14 protein-coding genes and 1 tRNA gene are annotated in these 21048 nt (G+C 68.6%); 9 read left to right on the plus strand and 6 right to left on the minus strand.

The annotated features are described in order from the left end of the window. Nucleotides 1-187: 187 nt before the first annotated feature. Nucleotides 188-2113 (plus strand): 1-deoxy-D-xylulose-5-phosphate synthase, encoded by a 1926-nt coding sequence (gene dxs, locus NX02_RS13415; RefSeq protein ID WP_025292713.1) that lies wholly within the window; start codon nt 188-190, stop codon nt 2111-2113. A gap of 8 nt (nt 2114-2121) precedes the next feature. Continuing rightward, nucleotides 2122-3009, plus strand: coding sequence for a tyrosine recombinase XerC (locus tag NX02_RS13420; protein WP_245648842.1), 888 nt, complete (start codon nt 2122-2124; stop codon nt 3007-3009). A gap of 8 nt (nt 3010-3017) precedes the next feature. On the opposite strand, the gene NX02_RS13425 is transcribed toward NX02_RS13420, so the two are convergent. The 3 genes from NX02_RS13425 to NX02_RS13435 are packed head-to-tail and all read right to left on the minus strand — an operon-like array spanning nt 3018 to nt 5584. Then, nucleotides 3018-3407 carry a DUF2497 domain-containing protein gene (locus tag NX02_RS13425; RefSeq protein WP_025292715.1) on the minus strand — a complete coding sequence of 130 codons (390 nt, stop codon included), beginning with the start codon at nt 3405-3407 and terminating at the stop codon, nt 3018-3020. A 22-nt stretch (nt 3408-3429) separates the two neighbouring features. Then, the gene (locus tag NX02_RS13430; RefSeq protein WP_025292716.1) at nt 3430-4920 is read right to left on the minus strand and encodes a TolC family outer membrane protein; all 1491 of its coding nucleotides are present in this window, start codon (nt 4918-4920) and stop codon (nt 3430-3432) included. Nucleotides 4921-4930: 10 nt separating this feature from the next. Then, nucleotides 4931-5584, minus strand: a complete 654-nt coding sequence (locus NX02_RS13435; protein ID WP_025292717.1) for a protein-L-isoaspartate O-methyltransferase family protein — start codon at nt 5582-5584, stop codon at nt 4931-4933. Between the two features lie 162 nt (nt 5585-5746). Between NX02_RS13435 and NX02_RS13440 the strand changes: the two genes are divergently transcribed. Both NX02_RS13440 and NX02_RS13445 read left to right on the plus strand, forming a co-directional pair. Then, nucleotides 5747-5820 (plus strand) — tRNA-Cys (locus NX02_RS13440). 179 nt (nt 5821-5999) lie between these two features. Then, complete coding sequence (locus NX02_RS13445; protein WP_025292718.1) at nt 6000-7118, plus strand: hypothetical protein; 1119 nt, start codon at nt 6000-6002, stop codon at nt 7116-7118. A 6-nt stretch (nt 7119-7124) separates the two neighbouring features. On the opposite strand, the gene NX02_RS13450 is transcribed toward NX02_RS13445, so the two are convergent. From NX02_RS13450 to NX02_RS13460, 3 genes are read right to left on the minus strand one after another with little or no spacing between them, the layout of a single operon-like run. Next, on the minus strand, nt 7125-8666 hold the full coding sequence (locus NX02_RS13450; RefSeq protein ID WP_025292719.1) for an MBL fold metallo-hydrolase: 1542 nt from the start codon (nt 8664-8666) through the stop codon (nt 7125-7127). Then, a complete protein-coding gene (locus NX02_RS13455) occupies nt 8663-10891 on the minus strand; it encodes a gluzincin family metallopeptidase (RefSeq protein WP_025292720.1) in 2229 nt (742 codons plus the stop codon). The genes NX02_RS13450 and NX02_RS13455 overlap by 4 nt, the downstream gene beginning before the upstream one ends. A 14-nt stretch (nt 10892-10905) precedes the next feature. Continuing rightward, a complete protein-coding gene (locus tag NX02_RS13460) occupies nt 10906-11445 on the minus strand; it encodes a hypothetical protein (RefSeq protein WP_025292721.1) in 540 nt (179 codons plus the stop codon). Between the two features lie 463 nt (nt 11446-11908). Between NX02_RS13460 and NX02_RS13465 the strand changes: the two genes are divergently transcribed. From NX02_RS13465 to NX02_RS13485, 5 genes are all read left to right on the plus strand, one after another. Continuing rightward, nucleotides 11909-15004 (plus strand): CHAT domain-containing tetratricopeptide repeat protein, encoded by a 3096-nt coding sequence (locus NX02_RS13465; RefSeq protein WP_245648843.1) that lies wholly within the window; start codon nt 11909-11911, stop codon nt 15002-15004. Between the two features lie 20 nt (nt 15005-15024). Then, the gene (locus NX02_RS13470; protein WP_053000757.1) at nt 15025-17091 is read left to right on the plus strand and encodes an adenylate/guanylate cyclase domain-containing protein; all 2067 of its coding nucleotides are present in this window, start codon (nt 15025-15027) and stop codon (nt 17089-17091) included. Beyond that, the gene (locus NX02_RS13475; protein WP_025292724.1) at nt 17078-17917 is read left to right on the plus strand and encodes a hypothetical protein; all 840 of its coding nucleotides are present in this window, start codon (nt 17078-17080) and stop codon (nt 17915-17917) included. Before NX02_RS13470 ends, NX02_RS13475 begins: the two co-directional genes overlap by 14 nt. 201 nt (nt 17918-18118) lie before the next feature. Continuing rightward, a complete protein-coding gene (locus NX02_RS13480; RefSeq protein WP_158014016.1) occupies nt 18119-18886 on the plus strand; it encodes a hypothetical protein in 768 nt (255 codons plus the stop codon). Nucleotides 18887-19222: 336 nt separating this feature from the next. Continuing rightward, a complete protein-coding gene (locus NX02_RS13485; protein ID WP_025292726.1) occupies nt 19223-21043 on the plus strand; it encodes a ShlB/FhaC/HecB family hemolysin secretion/activation protein in 1821 nt (606 codons plus the stop codon). Nucleotides 21044-21048: the final 5 nt, after the last annotated feature.

A 21048-nucleotide genomic window follows, 5' to 3' on the forward strand; every position in this document is an offset into this window, starting at 1 on the left:
CCCGGGAGTGACTTGCCTAGCCTCCCCTCACCGTCCGCCCCGCGCGACGTCGCGATCGGGAGACGGCCTCCGTACCGCGCCCCCCGCAGGGGAAGCGCCGGCCGGTCGGTCCGCAACGATTCTTCATCGCATCTCCATTCGACACTTTTATCCGGCTCGGCTAGACCCCCGAGCTTAGAGGAAAAATATGTCAGATTTGCCGAAGACCCCGCTGCTCGATCAGGTCAACACGCCAGACGATCTGCGCAAGATCCCCGTCGAATCGCTGCGCCAGCTTGCCGATGAGTTGCGCCAGGAGACGATCTCCGCGGTGGGCACCACGGGCGGGCATCTGGGTTCGGGCCTCGGCGTCGTCGAACTGACGGTCGCGATCCACTATGTGTTCGACACGCCCAACGACCGGCTGGTCTGGGACGTCGGCCATCAATGCTATCCGCACAAGATCCTCACCGGCCGGCGCGATCGTATCCGCACGCTCCGCCAGGGCGGCGGCCTCTCCGGCTTCACCAAGCGCGCCGAGAGCGAATATGATCCGTTCGGCGCGGCGCACAGTTCCACCTCGATCTCGGCGGCGCTGGGCTTCGCGATCGCCAACAAGCTCGCCCGCAAGCCCGGCAAGGGAATCGCGGTGATCGGCGATGGCGCGATGTCCGCGGGCATGGCCTATGAGGCGATGAACAATGCCGCGCAGGCCGGCAACCGGCTGGTGGTGATCCTCAACGACAACGACATGTCGATCGCGCCGCCGGTGGGCGGGCTTTCGGCCTATCTCGCGCGCCTCGTTTCCAGCCGCGAGTTCCTCGGCCTGCGCGAACTCGCCAAGCGGCTGGCGCGCAAGCTGCCGCGCCCGCTGCACAAGGCGGCGCGCAAGACCGAGGAGTTCGCCCGCGGCATGACGATGGGCGGCACGCTCTTCGAGGAACTCGGCTTCTATTATGTCGGCCCGATCGATGGCCATAATCTCGAGCATCTCATCCCGGTTCTGGAGAATGTGCGCGACGCCGCCGCGGGCCCGATCCTCGTCCACGTCGTGACCCAGAAGGGCAAGGGCTATGCTCCGGCCGAGGCTGCGGCGGACAAATATCATGGCGTCCAGACGTTCGACGTGATCTCGGGCGAGCAGGCCAAGGCCCCGCCGGGGCCGCCGAGCTATACCGGCATCTTCGCCAAGGCGCTCGCCGCCGAGGCGGAACGCGACCCGAAGATCTGCGCGATCACCGCGGCGATGCCGGGCGGCACCGGCATCGACCTGTTCGAAAAGCGCTTCCCCGACCGCGCGTTCGACGTGGGCATCGCCGAACAGCATGCCGTCACCTTCGCGGCGGGGCTTGCCGCGCAGGGCATGCGCCCGTTCTGCGCGATCTATTCGACCTTCCTGCAGCGCGCCTACGATCAGGTCGTCCACGACGTGGCGATCCAGAACCTGCCGGTGCGCTTCGCGATCGACCGCGCCGGGCTGGTCGGCGCCGACGGCAGCACCCATGCCGGCAGCTTCGACGTCACCTATCTGGCGACCTTGCCCAATTTCGTGGTGATGGCGGCGGCCGACGAGGCCGAACTGGTCCATATGGTCCACACCTGCGCGGTTCATGATTCCGGGCCGATCGCGCTGCGCTACCCGCGCGGCAACGGCACCGGTACTGCGTTGCCCGAAACGCCCGAGCGACTGGAGATCGGCAAGGGCCGCATCGTCCGCCAAGGCAAGACGGTGGCGATCCTCTCGCTCGGCACCCGGCTGGAAGAGGCGTTGAAGGCGGCCGACCTGCTGGAGGCGCAGGGGCTGTCCACCACCGTCGCCGACCTGCGCTTCGCCAAGCCGCTCGACGAGGCGCTGATCCGCAAGCTGCTGACCAGCCACGAGGTCGCGGTGACCATCGAGGAAGGTGCCGTCGGCGGGCTCGGCGCGCATGTGCTGACGATGGCGAGCGACCAGGGGCTGATCGATGGCGGGCTCAAGCTGCGCACGATGCGGCTGCCCGACATCTTCCAGGATCAGGACAAGCCCGACAAGCAATATGCCGAAGCGGGGCTCGACGCGGCGGCGATCGTCCAGACGGTGTTGACCGCGCTGCGCCACAACAGCGCCGGCGTCGCGCAGGGCGCGCGCGCCTGACGGGCGCGGTGGCCACCCTCCCCCTGCGCTGGGCGGATCATCTCCGCCGCGACCGCCGCCGCTCCCCCCACACGGTGCGCGCCTATCAGGCGACGGCCGAGCGGCTGATGGCGTTTCTGACCGATCATCTCGGCGGCCCGGTCGATGCGGCCGCGCTGGCGCGGCTGGAGGCTTCCGATCTGCGCGCCTTCCTCGCCGCGCGGCGTGGCGACGGCATCGGCAACCTCTCGGCTGCGCGTGAGCTTTCCGCGGTGCGCGGTTTCCTCGCCTTTGCCGGCGGCGAAGGCGCCACGGTGCCGCGGTTGCGCGGCCCACGCGTCAAGAAGGGCGTGCCCCGCCCGATTTCGCCCGACGAGGTGATCGCGCTCGCCGAGGATGTCGCCGAACAGCAGGAGGAACCGTGGATCGCCGCGCGCGACTGGGCGGTGCTGCTGCTGCTCTACGGCGCGGGGCTGCGCATCGGCGAGGCGATGGCGCTGACCGGCGCGATCCTGCCGCTGGGCGAAACGCTGGCGGTCACCGGCAAGCGCAACAAGACACGGATGGTGCCAGTGCTGCCGCAGGTGCGCGACGCGCTGGAGGCCTATGCAAGGCTCTGCCCCTGGGCCCCGGCCCGCACCGAACCCCTGTTCCGCGGCGCGCGCGGCGGGCCGCTGTCGGCCGCGATCATCCGGCGCTCGGTCCGCGGCGCGCGCGCCCGCCTCGGCCTCGGCGATCGCACCACGCCGCACGCCCTGCGCCACAGCTTTGCGACGCACCTGCTGGGGCGCGGTGCCGACCTGCGGTCCCTGCAGGAATTGCTGGGCCACGCGAGCCTGAGTTCGACGCAGGTCTACACCGCGGTGGATGCCGCGCATCTGCTTGACGTCTATCGCAACGCCCATCCGCGCGCGTGAGCCGCGGCTCAGTTCCGATCGGAAAGCCGCGAGATTTCACGCCCGACCAGCGCCTCGACGATCGCCGGCAGATGCGCGTCGAGCCATTCGCGCAGCATCGGGCGCAGCAGGTCGCGCACCAGCCCTTCCAGCGTATTGTCCCCCGGCGCCGCGTCCCTGACGACGAGGCCCGACAGCGACGACAGCGCCTGCCGGCTCGCCTCGGCGGCCGCATCCGAAACCAGCGACGATGCGGGGATGCCCGGCCCGGCGGCGGCCGGTTCGGCGTCGTCGGCCGGATCGTCCGGCTGATCCTCGTCGATCGCGGCACGGCGCGGGCCATCATTCTCCTCGGCGATGATCCTTTTGATCGACGCGAGTATCTCTTCCATCGACGCGTCTTGCCGGGCTTCGCCCATCATACCGGTCCCCGTGCGCGAACTACTCGCCGGGCGGCGTGGCGGGACGCTCCGGCAAAGGCTGAACAGAGGGGGTTTGGGCGGGCGTGTCAACGGTGCGCGTCGATTGCTGCTCCGGATCGGGGCGCGAATGCCAGTCGAACGCCTTGTTCTTCACCCGCCGATAATTGTCGAGCGGGTCGTAGAGCGGGCCGCCATCCAGCCCCAGGTCGCGCGCCTCGGCCTTGCCCATCGCCGCGAGCAAGGTGAAGCCGGCGACATAGGCATCCCGCCGCGCGGTTACGAGTTGCACCTGCGCGTTTAGCAATTCCTGCTCGGCGTTGAGGATGTCGAGGATGGTGCGATTGCCCACGCTGTTCTCGGCGCGCACGCCCTCCAGCGACAGGCTGTTGGCATCGACCGCGCGCTGCTGCGAATCGATGACCGCCTGCGAGGCGCGCCAACTGGCGAACGCCGCACGCGTCTGCGCGATCACGCCGCGCTCGACCTCGACCGCCTGCTCGATCGCCTGACCAGAGCGCGCCTGCGCCTGGCGGATCTGCGCGGCGGGCCGGCCGCCCTGGAAGATCGGGATCGATGCCTGCAGGCCGATCTGCGCATCCTTCTGCGTCTGGGCGACGCCGATTCCAGGCACGTTGCTGCCGAGCGTTCCGAGATAATTGACGTAAGACGCGCTGCCGACACCCGAAAGCGTCGGAAGGCGTGCGGCGCGGGCAACCCCGATATCGCGATCCGCCGCCGCGCGCCGCGCGATGGCGGCGGCGATATCCGGATTGTTCGCGGTCGCCACGTCCACCGCATCGTCGGGGTTCTCGGGCAGGTTGGGCAGCGGTGGTGGCGGCTCCAGTTCGCCGGGCGGAGTGCCGACGAAACGGATATACTGCTCGCGGCTGTTGATCAGTGCCGCTTCGGCCGAACGGAGCTGGCTCTGCGCCAGCGCCAGCCGCGCTTCGGACTGGGCGACGTCGGTACGCGTCAGGTCGCCCACCTCGAACCGGTCGCGGGTGGCCTCCAGATTGGTCTGGAGCACGCGGTTGTTCGCCTGGTTGAGCTGGACGATCGCCTGATCGCGGATGACGTCCATATAGGCCGCGACCACCTGGTTGAACACGCTCGCCTCGGTGCCGCGCAGATCGCCCTGCCCCGCCTCGACGCGCTTCTTGGCCGCGGCGATGCCGTTGCGCACCAAGCCGCCCTGATAGATCGGGACCTGGAGGTTCACCTGGCCCGCGGCCTGCCGCGACGGCGCGTTGAACGCGTTGGCGGGGATGACGACAAATTCGGTGTAGCTGCCGCCGAGGCGCAGATCGGGCAGCGCATCCGCCTTGGCGATCGGAACGCCCTCGTCGGTCGCGCGCTGCTGCGCGCGCGCCGCGGTCAGGGTCGGGTTGTCGGCATAGGCCTTGATCAATGCCTCGCGCAGCGTCTCGGCATGCGCAGGCGCACCGGCAAGCAGCGGTGCGACCGCCGCGCCTGCGCAAAGAAGAAATGACTTACGCAGGCAGCGGCGCATCGTGGCCCTCTTAGAAGCTGAAAGTTCGCGGCCGCTCGAAACCGGGCAGCACGGCTGCCTCGGCATCGGTGACACGCTGGAAGCTGACGGCGCCGCCAGCCACGCGACCGATCACCAGACGGGTGACGCCATCGTCGATCATCGGCGCGGCGATACGGCCGCCCGGCGCGAGCTGCGCGACCAGCGCATCGGGGATCTGTTCCACCGCGCCGTCGATCAGGATCAGATCATAAGGCCCCTTGTCGGCGGCACCGGCAGCAGCCGGGCCCTCGACGACCGTCACATTGGCCGCATCGGCCAGCGCGATGCGCATCTCGGCGACGAGTGCGGCATCGCCCTCGACCGCGACGACCGACGCCGCCAGCCGCGCGAGCAGCGCCGCCGCATAACCGGTGGCGGCACCCACCACGAGCGCCTTGTCGGTGGCGACGACATTCGCCTCGGTCAGAAGGCGGCCCACCACCATCGGCGGGTTGAGCGCGCGGCCGCCGGCCAGGGGCACCGGCGTATCGACATAGGCGAGCGCGCGACGCGCGGCCGGCACGAAGCGTTCACGCTCCACGGCGCCCATCGCCTCGATCACGCGCACGTCGTTGACGGCGGTGGTCCGCAGCTGGCTCGCCACCATCGCGCGGCGAAGGGTTTCAAAGCTCTGATCGTTCACAACGCCCTCGATGACATAAGTGTGTTAGTGACGCAATACACCAATTGCGCGCTCCGCAATTCCCTATCGGTTGCTGCAGCGCACGCCAAGCGTCGTTCGCCGAAAACAGTCGGTCGCTGGTAGTTGACAGACGGCTTCGCTTTCATCACATGGCGCCGCTCCGGCCCGATGGCGGAGTGGTGACGCAGAGGACTGCAAATCCTTGCACCCGGGTTCGATTCCCGGTCGGGCCTCCACTTCCTTTACCGCACCGGCGCGACATGCGCCGAACAGGCGGAAATGCCCGGCCGGTGGCGCGGCCGGGCGGCCCGAAGCCGTGATTTGCGGATGGAGCATCGCCCAAAAGTCCCATACTCTCATGCCATAGCCGCGCACACAGACTCGGCGCGACGCAGGGCGGGAGGGGATCTAGACCATGGCGATCTACAGGGTTCTGGGCGAGCAGCTCGTTGCCGAAACCGAATTCAGCGCGAAGGGCGCGGATCTCGTCCGTTCGCTGAACGCAAGCCTCGCAGGGGGCGATGCCGGGCCCGAGATCATGCTCGACGATGGCAGCCCCTTCGCCTTCGCCGCCAAACCGGCAGCAGCCGCCACCGCGGCGACGACGGGTTTCACGCCGGTCAGGTTCGGCAGCCCCGTCGCGATCGATATCCGCCACGTCTATACCGGCAAGGTCGGCGACGATGGCGGCTTCCTGAGCGGCGGCACCGGCGACATCGCGGTCGTTTCGGGGGTCAAGACCTGGGGCGCATTCCAGGCGAGCGCGCGCGCGCTGAATTGGATCGCGCCCAAGAAGGGCAAGAAATCCAATCTCGGCAAACCCGGCGCGCTGCGCGACGGGACGCCGATCATCGCCTACCAGAAGGCGATCGCCACCCGCCAGCTGACGGTCACGGTGGAACTTTCATCGGCACCGCGCGACAAGAATATTCTCGATCATCTCGCCAGCGCCTTCACCGCCGCTGCCGGCATCCCCCTGTTCATGCCCTATTCCGGCGCGCTGCTCGCTGCCGGACAATTGCTGCCGGCCGCGGGCAAGCTGCTCGAATCGATCTCGGGCAGCCACCGGCAGTGGGATGCCAGCGAGGATCTCAACTTCGGCCTTGCCGGCACGGAGGATGCGGATGCCGGATTCCGCGTGATCGCGGATGCCAATGCCGGGCTCGAAGGATTGCGGTTCGATGCGAAGAAGGGCCTTATCGATGCGGCGGGCCAAAGCTATTCGGGCGACCAGCCCTATATCGTGATCGCCGTGGACGGCGCCCCGCAGACCGAACTCGAAGCCTTCACTCCCGCCGTCACGTCGGCAGAGGTGCTCAAGCGCTTCCGCATGGGACAGACCGGCCAGAGCCCGATCATCGACGACCTGACCGACCTGATGACGATCATTTCCGACGTGAAGTTCCGCGGCCAGGCGATGGACCTCAAGGAAAAGATCGCCGATCTCACCGGCGCCGATAAGGACAAGGCACAGGCGCAATATGATGCGCTGGTGAAGAACATCATGAAGAAGGAACTCAAGCCGCCGGTCTGACGTGCGTCAGCGCAGGATGTGGAAGTCGCAATAAAGATCGGTTTCTTCCACGACGCCATGCTCGAAATCGGCCAGCTCGACGTCCGCAAGGTCGTCGTCGCTTTCCAGCAGGCCCGCCAGCCGGGCGCGGACGTCCGGCAGCTTGAGGTCGCCGCGCAGGATTCGTCCGCGCGATTGGCGGATTAGCCCCTTGTAGGTTTCGGGATTGGGCATCAGCCAGCCCTTGCTGCCCTGATGAAGCGCGAAGGCCTCGTCGGTCGGGATCAGCACCACCAGTTCGGGGTGCGTCATCAGTTCTAGCCCCTGCGCCTTCAGGGTCGCGTTGTGGCTGCCATGATGGCCGACCTTGTAGAGCCGTGCGCGCGCCAGCAGTTGCGCGGAGGTGATATCCAGCTTCGCCCTCGTCTTGTGGTCGGCATAGTCGACCTTTTCCCAGGACAGCCAGCTGCCCACCTGCGCGTCGGCGGCGAACAGCATCGTCGTGCCGTCCGGCAGCGCGAAGGCGATGACGAGGCTGGAATTGTTGGTGTTGCTGTCCATCCGGATCGCCAGCGCATTTTCGACCGGCGCCATGACATTGCCGATCTGGCGATAGCCCTGCCAGCGCCCACAGAGGAAATCCTGCGCGCAGGCATGGCCGGATGGCGCGGCCCGGCCCGCAAAGCGGCAGGGCGTCGTCGCATCCACATAATGTTCGCGCAGGAATATCTCGGCCGGGCTGAGAGCGCGCGGGGTTGCCGGCGAGAGCTGTTCGAGCGTGCGCCAGCGATAGCGATCGGAAAAGGGCGAGCGCGCCTGCGCGCGCGCATTGTCGTCGCCCGAAGCGTCGAGCCCGAGATAGGTCTCCTTCGCCTCGCCGCTGGACGGCAGCGCCTTGAACAGCAGTTTCTCGTCGCGCGGGGGCCCGAGCACATGCGCGCGCAGCGCCGTATCGCCCGGCGTGTCGAGCACATGACCGGGCGAGAGATAGATGATGTCGCCGGCCACCGCCTTCAGCTGCGCATAAATCTCCCGGCTGTTGCGCGGCTTCTTGCCGGCGGCGAGCGATGCGGGGTCTTCGTCCAGCCCCTCGAACGCCGGCAGCCCGAAAACGCCGCCGGCCACCGGCGTCGGCACGTCGAGCGCAATGCGCAGCGCGGCGAGCTTCTGGTGCGCCGCGGCGAAGCGTTCCTGCAGGCTTGTGCCCATCGCATCGTCGGGATCCTCGGTCCAGCCGAGCCAGAGCTGGCCGATCTCGATCTTGCGCCCGGCCCTGAACGCCGCCTCGTCGGGCGCCTCGATCACGTCGAAGAACCAGCCCGAGGCAAATTTGAACCCGGCGATATGGTCGAAATGCTCGTGGGTGACGACCAGCAGGTCGAGCTTGCCGCCGGTCCGCGCCCAGATGTCCGCCGCCACCTCGCGCATCCGCGTCGGCGCGCCCGACGTCCCCTGCAATATGCCGAAGTCGATCAGGATATGGCTTCTCGAACCGGCCGCGCCCGCCGTGATCAGGAAGCAATCGCCCAGGAAGCCGCGATACATGCGGACGGTGACGGGGAAGCTCATTCATGGCCTCCGTGCATGAAGCAGAACGGCTCCATCCTGAGCGCCATACCGTCCGCCGTCATCGCCAGCGCCGCCTCGTCGCCGAGGATGAAGCGGCGCTGCTCGGCGAGCCGCTCATCCTTGTCGACGCGCTTGCGCACGATGTGGGTCAGCCGCCCATCGTGGAGATTGACGATGATCGTGGCGCCGCCGAAAAAGGTGAAGTCGCTGTCGACGCGCTCCTCGGAATCCGGATCCTCGAGGATATGGGCATTGTTCGGCCCCTTCTCATCCGCCTCGCGCTGCGCGTTGGGATCGAAATAGCCGTAGCGCTTCTGTGTGACCTGCGCGATCAGCTGATAGAGTTCGCGGCCATCCACCGTGCGCCGCCGCGCGATCCGCACCGAATGGACCTCGAACTTCGGCGCGCGCCGCCCCTTGCTGGTCGTGCGGCATTCGACAGTCCGGCACGGATCGTCCGCATCCAGCTCGCGCAGGCGCAGGCCGAGCAGTTTTTCCCACAGGCGGTCCTTCGGCAACCCGTCGGACTTTTCGAGCCATCGATGCAGCGCGCGCTGGTTGTCGAGCACGATGCGCATCGATTCCTCGCGCATGTTCGGCTCATGCACCTCGGGGTCGCGATACTCGGAATAGTTGATGAAGTCGTTGCGCAGCTCCCACGGCATCTTCGGCGGCGCACTTTCGGGCCTGCGCTCTTCCTCCGTCCGGCGCGACGACGTGCCGGGCTCGGCGAAGCGCGGCGTGTAGGTCATCCCCCCCAGCGCGTCCGCGAACAGCGTGTTGGCGTCGGCGCCGTCCGTCAGCACGCTGAACTCCGACATGTCGGGCGCTTCCCAGCACAGGCTTTCGGGCGCGTAGGACAGGCACCCCGGCACCGGGATGCCGCGCTTGCGGAAGGCCTCGGCGATCGCCACGCGATATTTCAGCGGATCGTCCGGATAGAGATCGGTGTCCGCGGTCATGATCGCGCGGAGATATTCGCCGAAGGTGGCGGAGACGGCGGGCAGATAGTCGAGCGCGCGCACGCACATCTGCATCACGCTCGCCGCCGACTTGCAGGCCTCCGCCGCCAGCCGCACGACCAGGGCCTCGGGCAACGCATCCTGCTGGCCGGCGACGGTGCCGGTCATGCGGAACAGGTCGAGGGTGCGGCGCTCGTAGATCGTCACGAACGCATCGAAGATCGCCGCGACGAGGAACTGGCCGCGCTCATGCGGTTCGGCGACATCGGAGATGCGCTTGATCTTCGCCGCCGCCCCGGTCTCGCCGCCGGTGCGGCCGACGCTGGCGTTGTGCAGCGCGCGGTCCATCGCGCGCTGTTCCTCGCCCAGCGTATCGAGCGCCTTGCGCAGTGCGCCACGCCGGCCCGTCGCCCAGCCGAATTGCTCGGCCAGCCCGGTCAGCAGGCTGACCGAACGCAGCAGCCCGCGGGTGCGGCCGAGTTCATGCTCGACCACGCGCCGCATCGAGAAATGCTGCATCAGCGCGACGATGTCGGCGAACCCCTCATGGAAGGCGAGACTGTCCTCGTTGCTCGCCTCCACCGAGCGGCGGCGCATGCCGTGGAGGATCGCGTGCGTGGTTTCGTGCGCGATGATGTCCTGCGAGAGCGCGGTGAACACCCACGGCGCATCGAGGCCTGGCGCCGGCGGCGCACCCTTGAAATAGCCGAACAGCAGCGCAGCCTTGGCCGGGCTGTAATAGGCGTTGGCCGCCAGCATCGCGTGCGGATAGATGCGCAGCCGCTTGATGAAGTCGGGATAATAGCGCCCGTTGATCGGCGGTTCGCTGCCGTCTGGCGCCCGAAACTTCCACACCTCCGGCTGCGCCCAGAACACCGGCCGACCCAGCGCGCGTTCGAAATCGAGGATCGTCTTCATCGCCACCGCGAACACCATCTGCTGATGGAATTGCGGGCGCCCCTCCGAAAGCGGCAGGCCGTGCTGCGCGAGCAGCGCGGGATCGTTCAGGTCGAGCGGCTCGTAGAAGGTGCGGCTCGGAAAATCATAATCGACGATCTCGAGATATTCGTTGGTCGGCCCGATCGTGACCGGATCCTCATAGGGTCGTTCCCACGGCAGTTCGATCTCCGCATCGTTGATCACCGCGGTTTCGAGCGCGACCGACGCGTTGGGATCGAAGGCGTAGACGCGCAGGCGTCGCCGGGTCGGCAACGGATGCGGGACCGATGGAGGAAGATGGCCGGTCGTGATCTTCGTCGCCATCGTCGCGCCTCCGCTCAGAGATTGTCTTCGATCACCGCGAAGGCGTTGGCGATCGGCTTGCCGTCAGCGTTCGGAAAGCCGGCCAGGAACTGCTTCATGTCGTCGATCAGCGCGATCACGCGCGTGCGACTGCCGCCGTAGGAGATCGGCTCGTGCGCACCCGGCAGGTTCTTGCACAGGTTGATGCAACCGATCGACGCGAGAAAGCCGATGCCGGGGTGGATCAATATCTCGCTGCGTCCGCCGGTCTTGAGCAGTTCTATGCCTGGCTTGCGCAGCGCCGCCTGGTTCGCATTGCTCGTATAGTTGAGCGTGGAATATTTGCCGCCCGCCTGCGTCGCCAGCGGATAGCGGCCGGGTTTGATCCGCACGCCCTTTGTATCGTTCGAGCTCGGGCCGCGCGATTCCGCGGTCATCCCCGAAAGCTCGCCGACCGGCGCGCCATCGTGGAAGACCTGATAGAGCCCCACCGTACGGACCTTGCCGTCGCTCGCACGCTTCTGCGTCGATTTGCGGACGATCAGGATTTCCCAGCCTGTGTTGCTGATCGGCATGCAGCACCCCTCATGCCGCCCGTCTTTTTCGAAGAGCGACGCGATATCCTACGCCTTTCCCGGCGCTTCTATTGGATAATTGCGACACCGGAGCCGATCATCTGCGACGTGTCCGAATCTCGCGCGTGATCGACCGGCGGGTTGCCATCGGCCGGTCGCGCCCGGCGACATCCCCCCTGCGCCATCGCCCCCGCGCCATCGGACAACGCGCTCGACAATGCTCTCGCCCGACACATCCCCCGCCCTGCATGCGCCGCCGCCGTGCCCAGGCGGGGCGTAATCCGTTGGGAATGCACATCATGAAGCCGCGGCGATGGCCTGCGACCGCCCCGCCTTGGGGTTCGACATTCCCTGCGGCTCCTGTATTCTGCCCAACGAGTCGTAAGAACAAAAGACGGGCGCAAGATGATGGCCCGGCTGGAATCGGCATGTCGCCGTACTCTGGCCGGAGGGGAGATCTGTTGTGCGCGCTGGTCCGTTGCTTGCCTCGATTCCGCTCGTTGCCTCCCTGTTGTGCGGCACCGCCCTGCCCGGCGTCGCCCATGCGCAGATGATGGCGCCCAGCCTGCTCGACAGTTTTCGCCTCGGCACCGGTGGCGGCGTGCTCTGCCAGGCGCAGAACAGCAGCCGCGATCCGGCGCTGAAGGGCATGTTCGACCGCGCCTGGACGGTGGTGTGCCGGGATGCGGCGCGGCCGATCGCCAAACTCTACGCGCTGCGCACCGACCAGCCCGACCTGATGGCGCGGCTGGCGGACGCGCGCGCGAAGGAGGTCGATTGCGGGGCCGAGGGTCAGGGCACGGTCGCCGGGCTCGGCGCGGTTGCGGTCACCCGCTGCCGGCTCAAGACCGCCGAGGTCGATTATACCGCCTACAGCTATCGCGAGGGGCGTACGCTCTACGTCGCCGAAGGGCTGGCGGGCTATGACAGCGCGCTCGCGCTGGGCCTGCGCACGATCGTCGAGGACCGGATCGCCGATGGCATGGTGACGGTGGCGACCACCTCGGTTGCCAACCCCGCCGCGTTCGCGCGCGTGCAGGCGGGCACGCTCGATCCCGATCAGGCGCTGGCCGAGGGCTATCGCCGCAACGCCAGCGGCGACTATGCCGAGGCGGCGGAATTCTTCGCGACCCTGCAGCAGCGCGCCGGGCAGGACGACGCCCAGCGCGAGCGTTCGGGCGAATATCTGATCAACCAGGCGCTGCAGAAATCCAACCTCGGCGAGTTCGCCGAGGCCGACCGGCTGTTCGCGGAGGCCGAGCGCATCCCGACCAGCGACCGGGTGGAATCGCGGTTGCGGCGCAACTTCATGGCGCTCCACCTGCTCAACCAGCAGAAGCTGCCCGAGGCGCTGGCAGTGCTCGACAAGCCGATGGCGCAGATGGACGATCCAATCCCGGTGCGCGGATCGGCGATCGAGATCGGCGCCGACGTCGCCGCCGAGATCAACAGCGGCCTGCCCGTGGCACAGCGGCTGGGCGCGACCGAGAGCACCGCGCTGACCCCGGTGGAGCGCGCGGCGATCCTCGATGCGCAGGCCGGCCAGCTTCGCGGCACGATCTGGCGGCTGCAGGGCCGCCCCGCCGAAGCGCGCACCGCGCTGGAACAAGCGCTGACGGATGCGGTGGCGGTGCGCGAGGGCCGGATCGTCTCGATCACCCGCCTGCGCGCGCAGATCCTTGCGGAGATCGCGCTGTCCGAAGAAGCCGGCGGCAATGTCGCCGGCGGCGAGGCACGGCTGCGCGAGGCGCTGACCCTGCTGCAGACGCAATATCCGGAAACCAGCGCGGTCAACGGCGCGCGCGCGCGGCTGGCCGCCTATCTCGCGCGGCACGCGCAGGCCGATGCGGCGATGGCGCTCTATGCCGAGGTGATCCGGTCCGCCAGCAGCAACGGCGGCTCGATAACCGGCATCGCCAACCAGATCGCGCCTTATTACGCGCTGCTCGTCGAGCGGATGCCCGCCAATCCGGCGCTGGCCGACGATTTCTTCCTCGCCAGCCAGGTGTTCGTCCGCCCCGGCGTCGCCGATACCCAGGCGGTGCTCGCACGCGAACTGAGCGAAGGCGGCAGCGAGGCGGCGCGACTGTTCCGCCAGTCGGTAACGCTCTCGCGCGACATCGAGCGCAACCGCATCGAACTGGCGCAGGCGGCGATGCGCACCGAACAGGAAGGCGCGGCCCCCGTCGACGTCGACGCGATCCGGACCTCGCTGATCCAGCTCGAGGCGCAGCAGGCGGCGACGCAGGCGCTGCTCGGCAATTATCCGCAGTTCCGCGCGGTCGCCGCCTCGACGCTGACGCTCGCCGACCTCAGGGCGACGCTCAAGCCCGGCGAGGCCTATATGAAGCTGCTGACCGTCGGCGGCGCGCTCTACGCCTTCTACAACTCCCCCACGCTGACCACCGCCTATCGCCTGCCGATCAGTTCGGCGGAGCTCGACACCAAGGTGGATTCGATCCGCGAGACGATCGCCAGCGAGGTCAACGGCCAGCTGCTGACCTATCCGTTCGACATGGACAGCGCGCGCAGCCTGTTCGTCTCGCTGATGGGGCCGGTCTCGGCCGATCTCGCCAATGTCACCCACCTCGTGTTCGAGCCCGACGGCGGCATGCTGCGCCTGCCCGTCAACCTGCTGGTCGAGGATGACGCCAGCGTGCAGCGCGTCGCGGCGCGGACGGCGCAGCCGGGTGCCGATCCGTTCGACGTCAGCGGCGTCAGCTGGCTCGGGCGCAACCGCTCCGTCAGCACCGCGGTTTCGGCGCGCGCGTTCCGCGACACGCGGATGGTGCGCCAGTCGGCGGCGACGCGGCAATATATCGGTTTCGGCCAGAACGCGCCGGTAAGCGGCACGGTGCAGCTCGCCGCGACCCGATCGATGAGCGGTGCGGGCAGCACCGGCTGCGACTGGCCGCTGGCCGCCTGGGATCGGCCGATCTCCGCCGCCGAGTTGCGCACCGCCAGCAACGCGCTGGGCGATGCCTCGTCGGCGATCGTCACCGGTGCGCAATTCACCGACACCGACGTCACCTCGCGCGGCGATCTCAACACCTATCGCATCCTCCATTTCGCGACGCACGGCTTCGTCACCGCGCCGCGCATCGGCTGCCCGGCGCGCCCGGCGCTGCTGACCTCGTTCGGCCCGGCGGGCAGCTCGGACGGGCTGTTGAGCTTCGGCGAGATTTTCGACCTCAAGATCGATGCCGACCTCGTCATCCTGTCGGCCTGCAACACCGCCGGCACCGCCTCGATCGCGGCGACCCGCGAGGCGGGCGTCACCACCGGCGGCGGCACCGCGATGGATGGTCTGGTGCGCGCCTTCATCGGCGCGGGCGGCCGCTCGGTGCTTGCGAGCCACTGGCCCGCGCCCGACGATTTCGATGCCACGCAGAAGCTGATGAGCAGCCTGTTCGAGGACGGACGCGGTGAGAGCATCGGCCAGGCGGTGCGCGGCGCCTCGATCAAGCTGATGAACGATCCGCTGACCTCGCACCCCTATTACTGGGCCGGATTCGCGCTGGTCGGTGATGGCGCGCAGCCGCTGCTCGCCGCCCGCTGAGGGTGGTGCCGGGGAAAAAAGTGGCAGAGGGGGATGACGATCGGGCGCCGCGGCAGCGGCTGAAGCTCGCACGGCAGGTGATCCGCCAGACCGGCTGGGCCCGGCTGTTGGTGACCGCCATCTTCCTCGTGACGGCAGTGCTCGTCGGCCGCTACAGCTGGTCGATCCCGCTGATCAAGGATGCCGCGCGCGCCTTCTACGGCATGCGCATGCTGGTCGCCGCGCCCGCGGTCGGCCAGGACCAGCGCATCGTGCTCGTCACCTACAATGACGAGACATTGCGCAACACCGGCATCCGGTCCCCGCTCGACCGCGCGATCCTCGCGCGCGCGCTGCGCCAGATCGATGCGATGGGGGCGAAGGCGGTGGGCATCGACGTCATGATCGATCAGCCGCGTCCCGAGGATGGCGAACTGATCGCGGCGCTCGCCGCGATGCGGATCCCCACCTACCTCGCCTTCGCCACCAATGAAGCGGCACCGCGCGTCATCCAGCTCTGGCAGGAAGACTTCGTCCGCAACTTCAAGGCACAGGTGCGCAATCCCAGGGTCCGCTTCGCGCACATCATCGTCGATCCGGATCCGGAGGACGGGGTGATGCGCAGCTGGCCGCGGCCGCGGCGTGGCATGCCCCCCAGCTTCGCCAACGCGCTCGCGGGCGGCGTCCATCCCGAAATGAAGGACTATACCGGCAGCATCGCCTATCGGCTGCCCGCCGATCCATCGGTGCCGGTGTTCAGCAACCTGCCGATCGACCTCGTCGCCGATCCCGCGACCGCGCCGATCGTCGCGTCGCAGATCCGCGGCCGGATCGTCCTGATCGGCACCGACGTGCTCGAGATCGACCGCTTCGACACGCCGATCAACCTGCGCCCCGCCCCACCCGCCGCCGAGGATGTGCCGGCGGGCGACGAGCAGCCGGCCGACCTCAACGAACGCATCCCCGGCGTCGAGATCCACGCGACGATGCTTGCGCAGCAGCTCGATGGCGTGGTCATGCGCCATGCCCCGGATTGGGTGCTGTGGCTGGCTGCGGTGCTGGTGGTGATCGCCGCGATCGCCACCAGCCTCGCCGATCTCCGGCCATGGAAGCTGGTGATCGCGCTGATCGTCCAGATCGTCGGCTTCGGCCTCGTCCCCTTCTGGCTGCAGCAATGGGGGGTGGATACCCAATTCCTGCCGGCGTTCGGCTGGATCGTCGGCTGGGTCATCGCCTTCACCGCCGCCAGCTCGGCCGCGCGCGCGGTCAATTCGGAACAGAGGCGCTTCGCGCAATCCGCGCTGGGCAAATATCTGCCGCGCGACATCGCCAACGAGATCATGCGCGATCCCGAGCGGCTCGCGCTGCACGGCGAGAAGCGCGGCATCTTCGTGGTGTTCACCGATCTGGAGGGGTTCACCAAGCTCAGCCACGCGATCGAGCCGGAAATGGTCGCGCTGCTGCTGAACCGCTATCTCGACATGCTGAGCGCGGTGGTGCTGCGCCATGGCGGCACGATCGACAAGTTCGTCGGAGACGCGGTGGTCGCGTTCTGGGGCGCGCCGATCTCGCGCCCCGACGACGGCGAGCGGGCGGCCCGTGCGGCGCGCGCGATGTACGAGGCCGGCGAGGAATTCCGTCGCTCGGTGCCGCCGGGCCTGCCGCCGATCGGGCGGACGCGCGTGGGTTTGCATTATGGCGAGGCGATCGTCGGCAATTTCGGCGGCGAAGGCCGCATCCAGTACACCGCGCTCGGCGACAGCATGAACACCGCGGCCAGGCTGGAGGCGGCGAACAAGCAGTTGAAGACCACCGTGCTCGCCAGCCGTGACGCCGTCGACCGGTCGGGGCTCGACTGGTGGCGGCCGATGGGTACCGTCACGCTGCGCGGCCGCGCGACGCCGATCGAGGTGTTCGAGCCGGTTCCCGACATGCCCCCGGACGCACGTGCACGCATGCGCATGCTGTTCTCGCTCGGCAGCCTGAGCGCAGACGAGCTGCGCGCGCTGCTCGCCGCCGAAGCACCGATCGAGGATGAGGATCCGGCGCTGCAATGCCTGATCGACAGGCTGAACAAGACCCAGGAGGGCAGCTATGTTCTCGACTGACCGGTACGTCATGCTGCCGATCGCGGGTTCGCTGGTCGCGGCCATGCTGCTCGGCGCGCCGCTGCCGGCGCTGGCGCGCACGGTGATCATCAAGTCGATCGGCCCGGTCGCGGCGCGCTATCCGCGCGGCATGGTGCTGCCCGATCGCGTCCGCATCCAGCTCGGCCGGCTCGACGCGATCACGTTGCTCGATGACGAGGGCACCCGCGCGTTTCGCGGACCGATCGCGATCACGATGCCGCTGCCGCGCAACCGCTATCGCGCGCGGCCGGTGCTCGCGGGCTTCCTGCGCGCACTGTCACCCTCGGAGGTACTCTCCGTGCTCGACCGCGCGCCCGCCCCCGCCCCCGCGTCCGGCCGCCGCAGCCGGCTCGGCGCGCGTCGCGCGGCACCGTCCAACATCCCTGCGCCGGCACCGGCCCCCGCGCTGGCCCCGACACCCGCAGGATCGTTGGCCAATCTGTGGCTGATCGATCCTCAGCAATCGGGCACCTTCTGCCTGCCGGCGGCGGACGCCGCGACCATCCTCGATCGCTGGCCCGGCCGCCCCTTGCACGTAGCGCCGGTCGATGGCGCCCCGTCGATCGAGACGATCGGCGCTGTCGGCGGGATAGGCTGGCCGGTGGCCGCTGTGCCGATCGTCAACGGGCACAGCTATGCGCTGGGCGATGGCGGCGCCCGCCGCGCGGTGGTGCGGCTGGTGGTGCTCGACGGACTGGGCATGGAACCCGCCCCGGCAGAGGTCGCGCTCAAGCTCGCATCGGCGGGATGCGATTTGCAGCTCGAACGGCTCGCGGCTGATGCGCCGATCAACGGACCGGAGTAGGATGCTGCGCAGAGTCGTGTGTTTGTGCCGCCGATCACTGCGCGAGTCGCGGGGCAGTCGTAGAGCGGGGGCAGCAGGTGTGGGCCGCGATTCGCCACTGCCCGCCATGTTCATGATCGGTCGTGCACGATCGGCGATGGCGGTGCGGAATGCGGCAACGACTCCGGCGAGAATGATCGCCGGAGGACCAGAATGCGGGAGGTGAAGGTGTTGGTTAACAAGCTCAAGGCCCTCGGTTACGCCGCCGGTGTCGCGGCGCTGGCCGGTACCGCCGGCGTGGCCGCGGCGAAGACGATCGTCGTGCGGGCGACCGGCCCGTCGTCGGCCGCCTATCCGGCAGGCAAGGTCCTGCCGGACGATGGCACGATCACGCTGAAGCCGGCCGACGTGCTGGTGGTGCTCGACAGCCGCGGCACGCGCACGCTGCGCGGCAGCGGCCCGCACCGGCTCGCCGGGACCACGCAGACCGCAGCGACGACGCAGACCGCGTTCCAGCGGCTGCTGACCGACAGCGGCGGCCGCCCGTCGCGCGGCGGGGTCTCGCGGGATCCGACGACCGGCGCGAAGATCGTGACCAGCCCCAATCTGTGGTTCGTCGACGTGCGCCAGGCCGGCACCGTCTGCGTGGCGGATGCGACCACGCTGAAGCTGTGGCGTCCGTCGCTAGATGGCGGTGCGAAGGCGACGATCACTGCCGCCGGCGGCCAGGCGAACACCGTCGACTTCGCCAAGGGGGCGATGGTGCGCGAATGGCCGGCGCAATTGCCGGTGACCGACGGCGCCACCTATCGCGTCCAGATGGACGGCGCCCAGCCGGTGACGATCCGTTTCGCGCTGGTGCCCGCGGGCTCGGCGGCGCATGCGCTGCCCGACACGGCGGAGGCGCTGGCGCAGCACGGCTGCACCGCGCAGCTCAACCTGCTGGCGCAGGCGGTCAGCGCCGACGGCTCGGTGCCGCCGGTCAGCTGACGCGCCGACGCCATTCGCCTCGCTGCGGCAACGCCGTGGCGGGGCGCACACCGGTCAAGCCCTTGTAACTGTAGGGCATGGCTGGTAGCCAATTGTGGTGGTCTGATCGCGAGTCACGCGATGGGCCAAGCTCCGTGGGTCGTCGGAGTGCGGTGTTCCGGGCCATTGCCCCTCACCGCTGCAGCCGCCAACGAGTGGCCTGTGCGTAGCGGTCGGCCCCATGCCCGGCTCGCGGCGGCTTTGGCTGGACGGAGCAGGCATCGGTCGCTCCCGCCCCCTGTGCCGTCGCGTGGCCGTTTCCGGTTATGCGGTCCGGCCTCGCAAGGGGGATGGGGAATGCGCTTGATCCGGACGAGGCTGCATGTCGCCGCCTCATTGCTCACCGGAAGTTTCTGTATCGGCTTGGCTCCGTGGCAGGCGGCGGCGCAGACCACGCCGCCCGAATTTCCCGCACAGAACCCGTCGACCGGTCAGACCCGTGAAGAACTCGAGCGCGGCCGCGAGGAACCGCTCGACCAGACGCGCGGGCCGCGGCTGACCGTCGAGGGCGAAGTCGAACGCGCGCCCTGCCCGCTCGCCGATCCGCAATATGGCGCGGTCAGCGTCACCTTGTCCGAAGTCGCCTTCGACAATCTCACGGGCGTGCCCGCCGAGCGGCTGCGCCCGGCCTATGCCGAATTTCTCGGTAGGCCGGTGCCGATCGCCACGGTCTGCGAGATTCGCGACCGCGCCGCCACCATCCTGCGGCGCGACGGCTATCTGGCCGCGGTACAGGTGCCGGCGCAACGCATCGAGAATGGCGTCGTCCGCTTCGACGTGCTGATGGCCAGGCTGGTCGGCATCCAGGTGCGCGGCGACGCCGGCCGGTCCGAACGCACGATCGCCGGCTATCTCGAGAAGATCCGCGAGCAGCCGGTGTTCAACATCCGCGACGCGGAGCGCTATCTGTTGCTCGCACGCGACCTGCCCGGCTTCGACGTGCGGCTGGTGCTCCGCCCGGCGGGCGGCGCGCGCGGCGAAGTGATCGGCGAGGTCGCGGTGGTGCGCCGGCCGGTCGAGGTCGACGTCAATGTCCAGAATTTCGGCTCGCGCGACGTCGGCCGCTTCGGTGCCAATGCGCGCGTGCAGTTCAACGGCCTCACCGGCCTGGGTGACCGCACGACGATCGGCTACTTCGCCACCGCCGACTTCAAGGAACAGCACGTCCTGCAGGCGGGCCATGCGTTCAAGCTGGGGCGCGAAGGCCTGGGGATCAGCGGCGACCTGACCTATGCCTGGACCAAGCCCTCGATCGAGGGCGGGATCGACCTCGAGTCGAAGACGCTCGCAGCCTCGCTGGCGGTCAGCTACCCGCTGATCCGGTCGCAGAGCCGCAACCTGTTCGCCTCGGGCGGCCTCGACTATGTCGATCAGGACGTGACCGTGGTCGGCCTGCCGCTGACCGAAGACCATCTGCGCGTCGCCTTCGCCCGCCTCGACTATGAGGCGATCGACGATGACAGCGTGACCAGCGGCGTCGGCTACAACGCGGTCGAGCCGCGCTGGCGCGTCGGCGTCTCCGCGGAACTGCGCCAGGGCCTCGACATCTTCGGCGCGAGCGATCCGTGCGGGCGCAACTTCGCCAACTGCACGGGTGCGGGCAATGTGCCGCTCAGCCGCATCGAGGGCGATCCCACCGCCTTCGTCGCACGGCTTTCCGGCACCGCCGAATATCGCCCCACCCCTTTCTGGGCGTTCGTGCTCTCGCCGCGTGCCCAATATGCGCCGCATGCGCTTCTTTCCTATGAAGAATTCTCGGCGGGCAACTACACCGTCGGGCGCGGTTACGATCCGGGCAGCCTGATCGGGGACAGCGGCGTGGGCGTGCAGGCGGAGGTGCGCCTCGGCAGCATATTGCCGCGCGAGCGCGATGGCTTCGCGTTCCAGCCCTATGCCTTCTTCGATGCCGCCTGGGTGTGGAACGAGGATGCGGCGTTCGACGGGATCGATCCGCAGAAGCTCTATTCGGTGGGCGGCGGCGTCCGCGCCGCCTGGGGCGATCGCGCCCGGCTCGACGTCAATGTCGCGGCGCCGCTGAAGCGCGTCGGATTGCAGGAAGATCGCGGCGATGTCCGCGTGCTGGTGTCGCTTACCGCCCGGCTGGCACCGTGGCGGTAAGGAAG

Source organism: Sphingomonas sanxanigenens DSM 19645 = NX02 (genome assembly GCF_000512205.2).
Taxonomy (GTDB): Bacteria; Pseudomonadota; Alphaproteobacteria; order Sphingomonadales; family Sphingomonadaceae; genus Sphingomonas_D; species Sphingomonas_D sanxanigenens.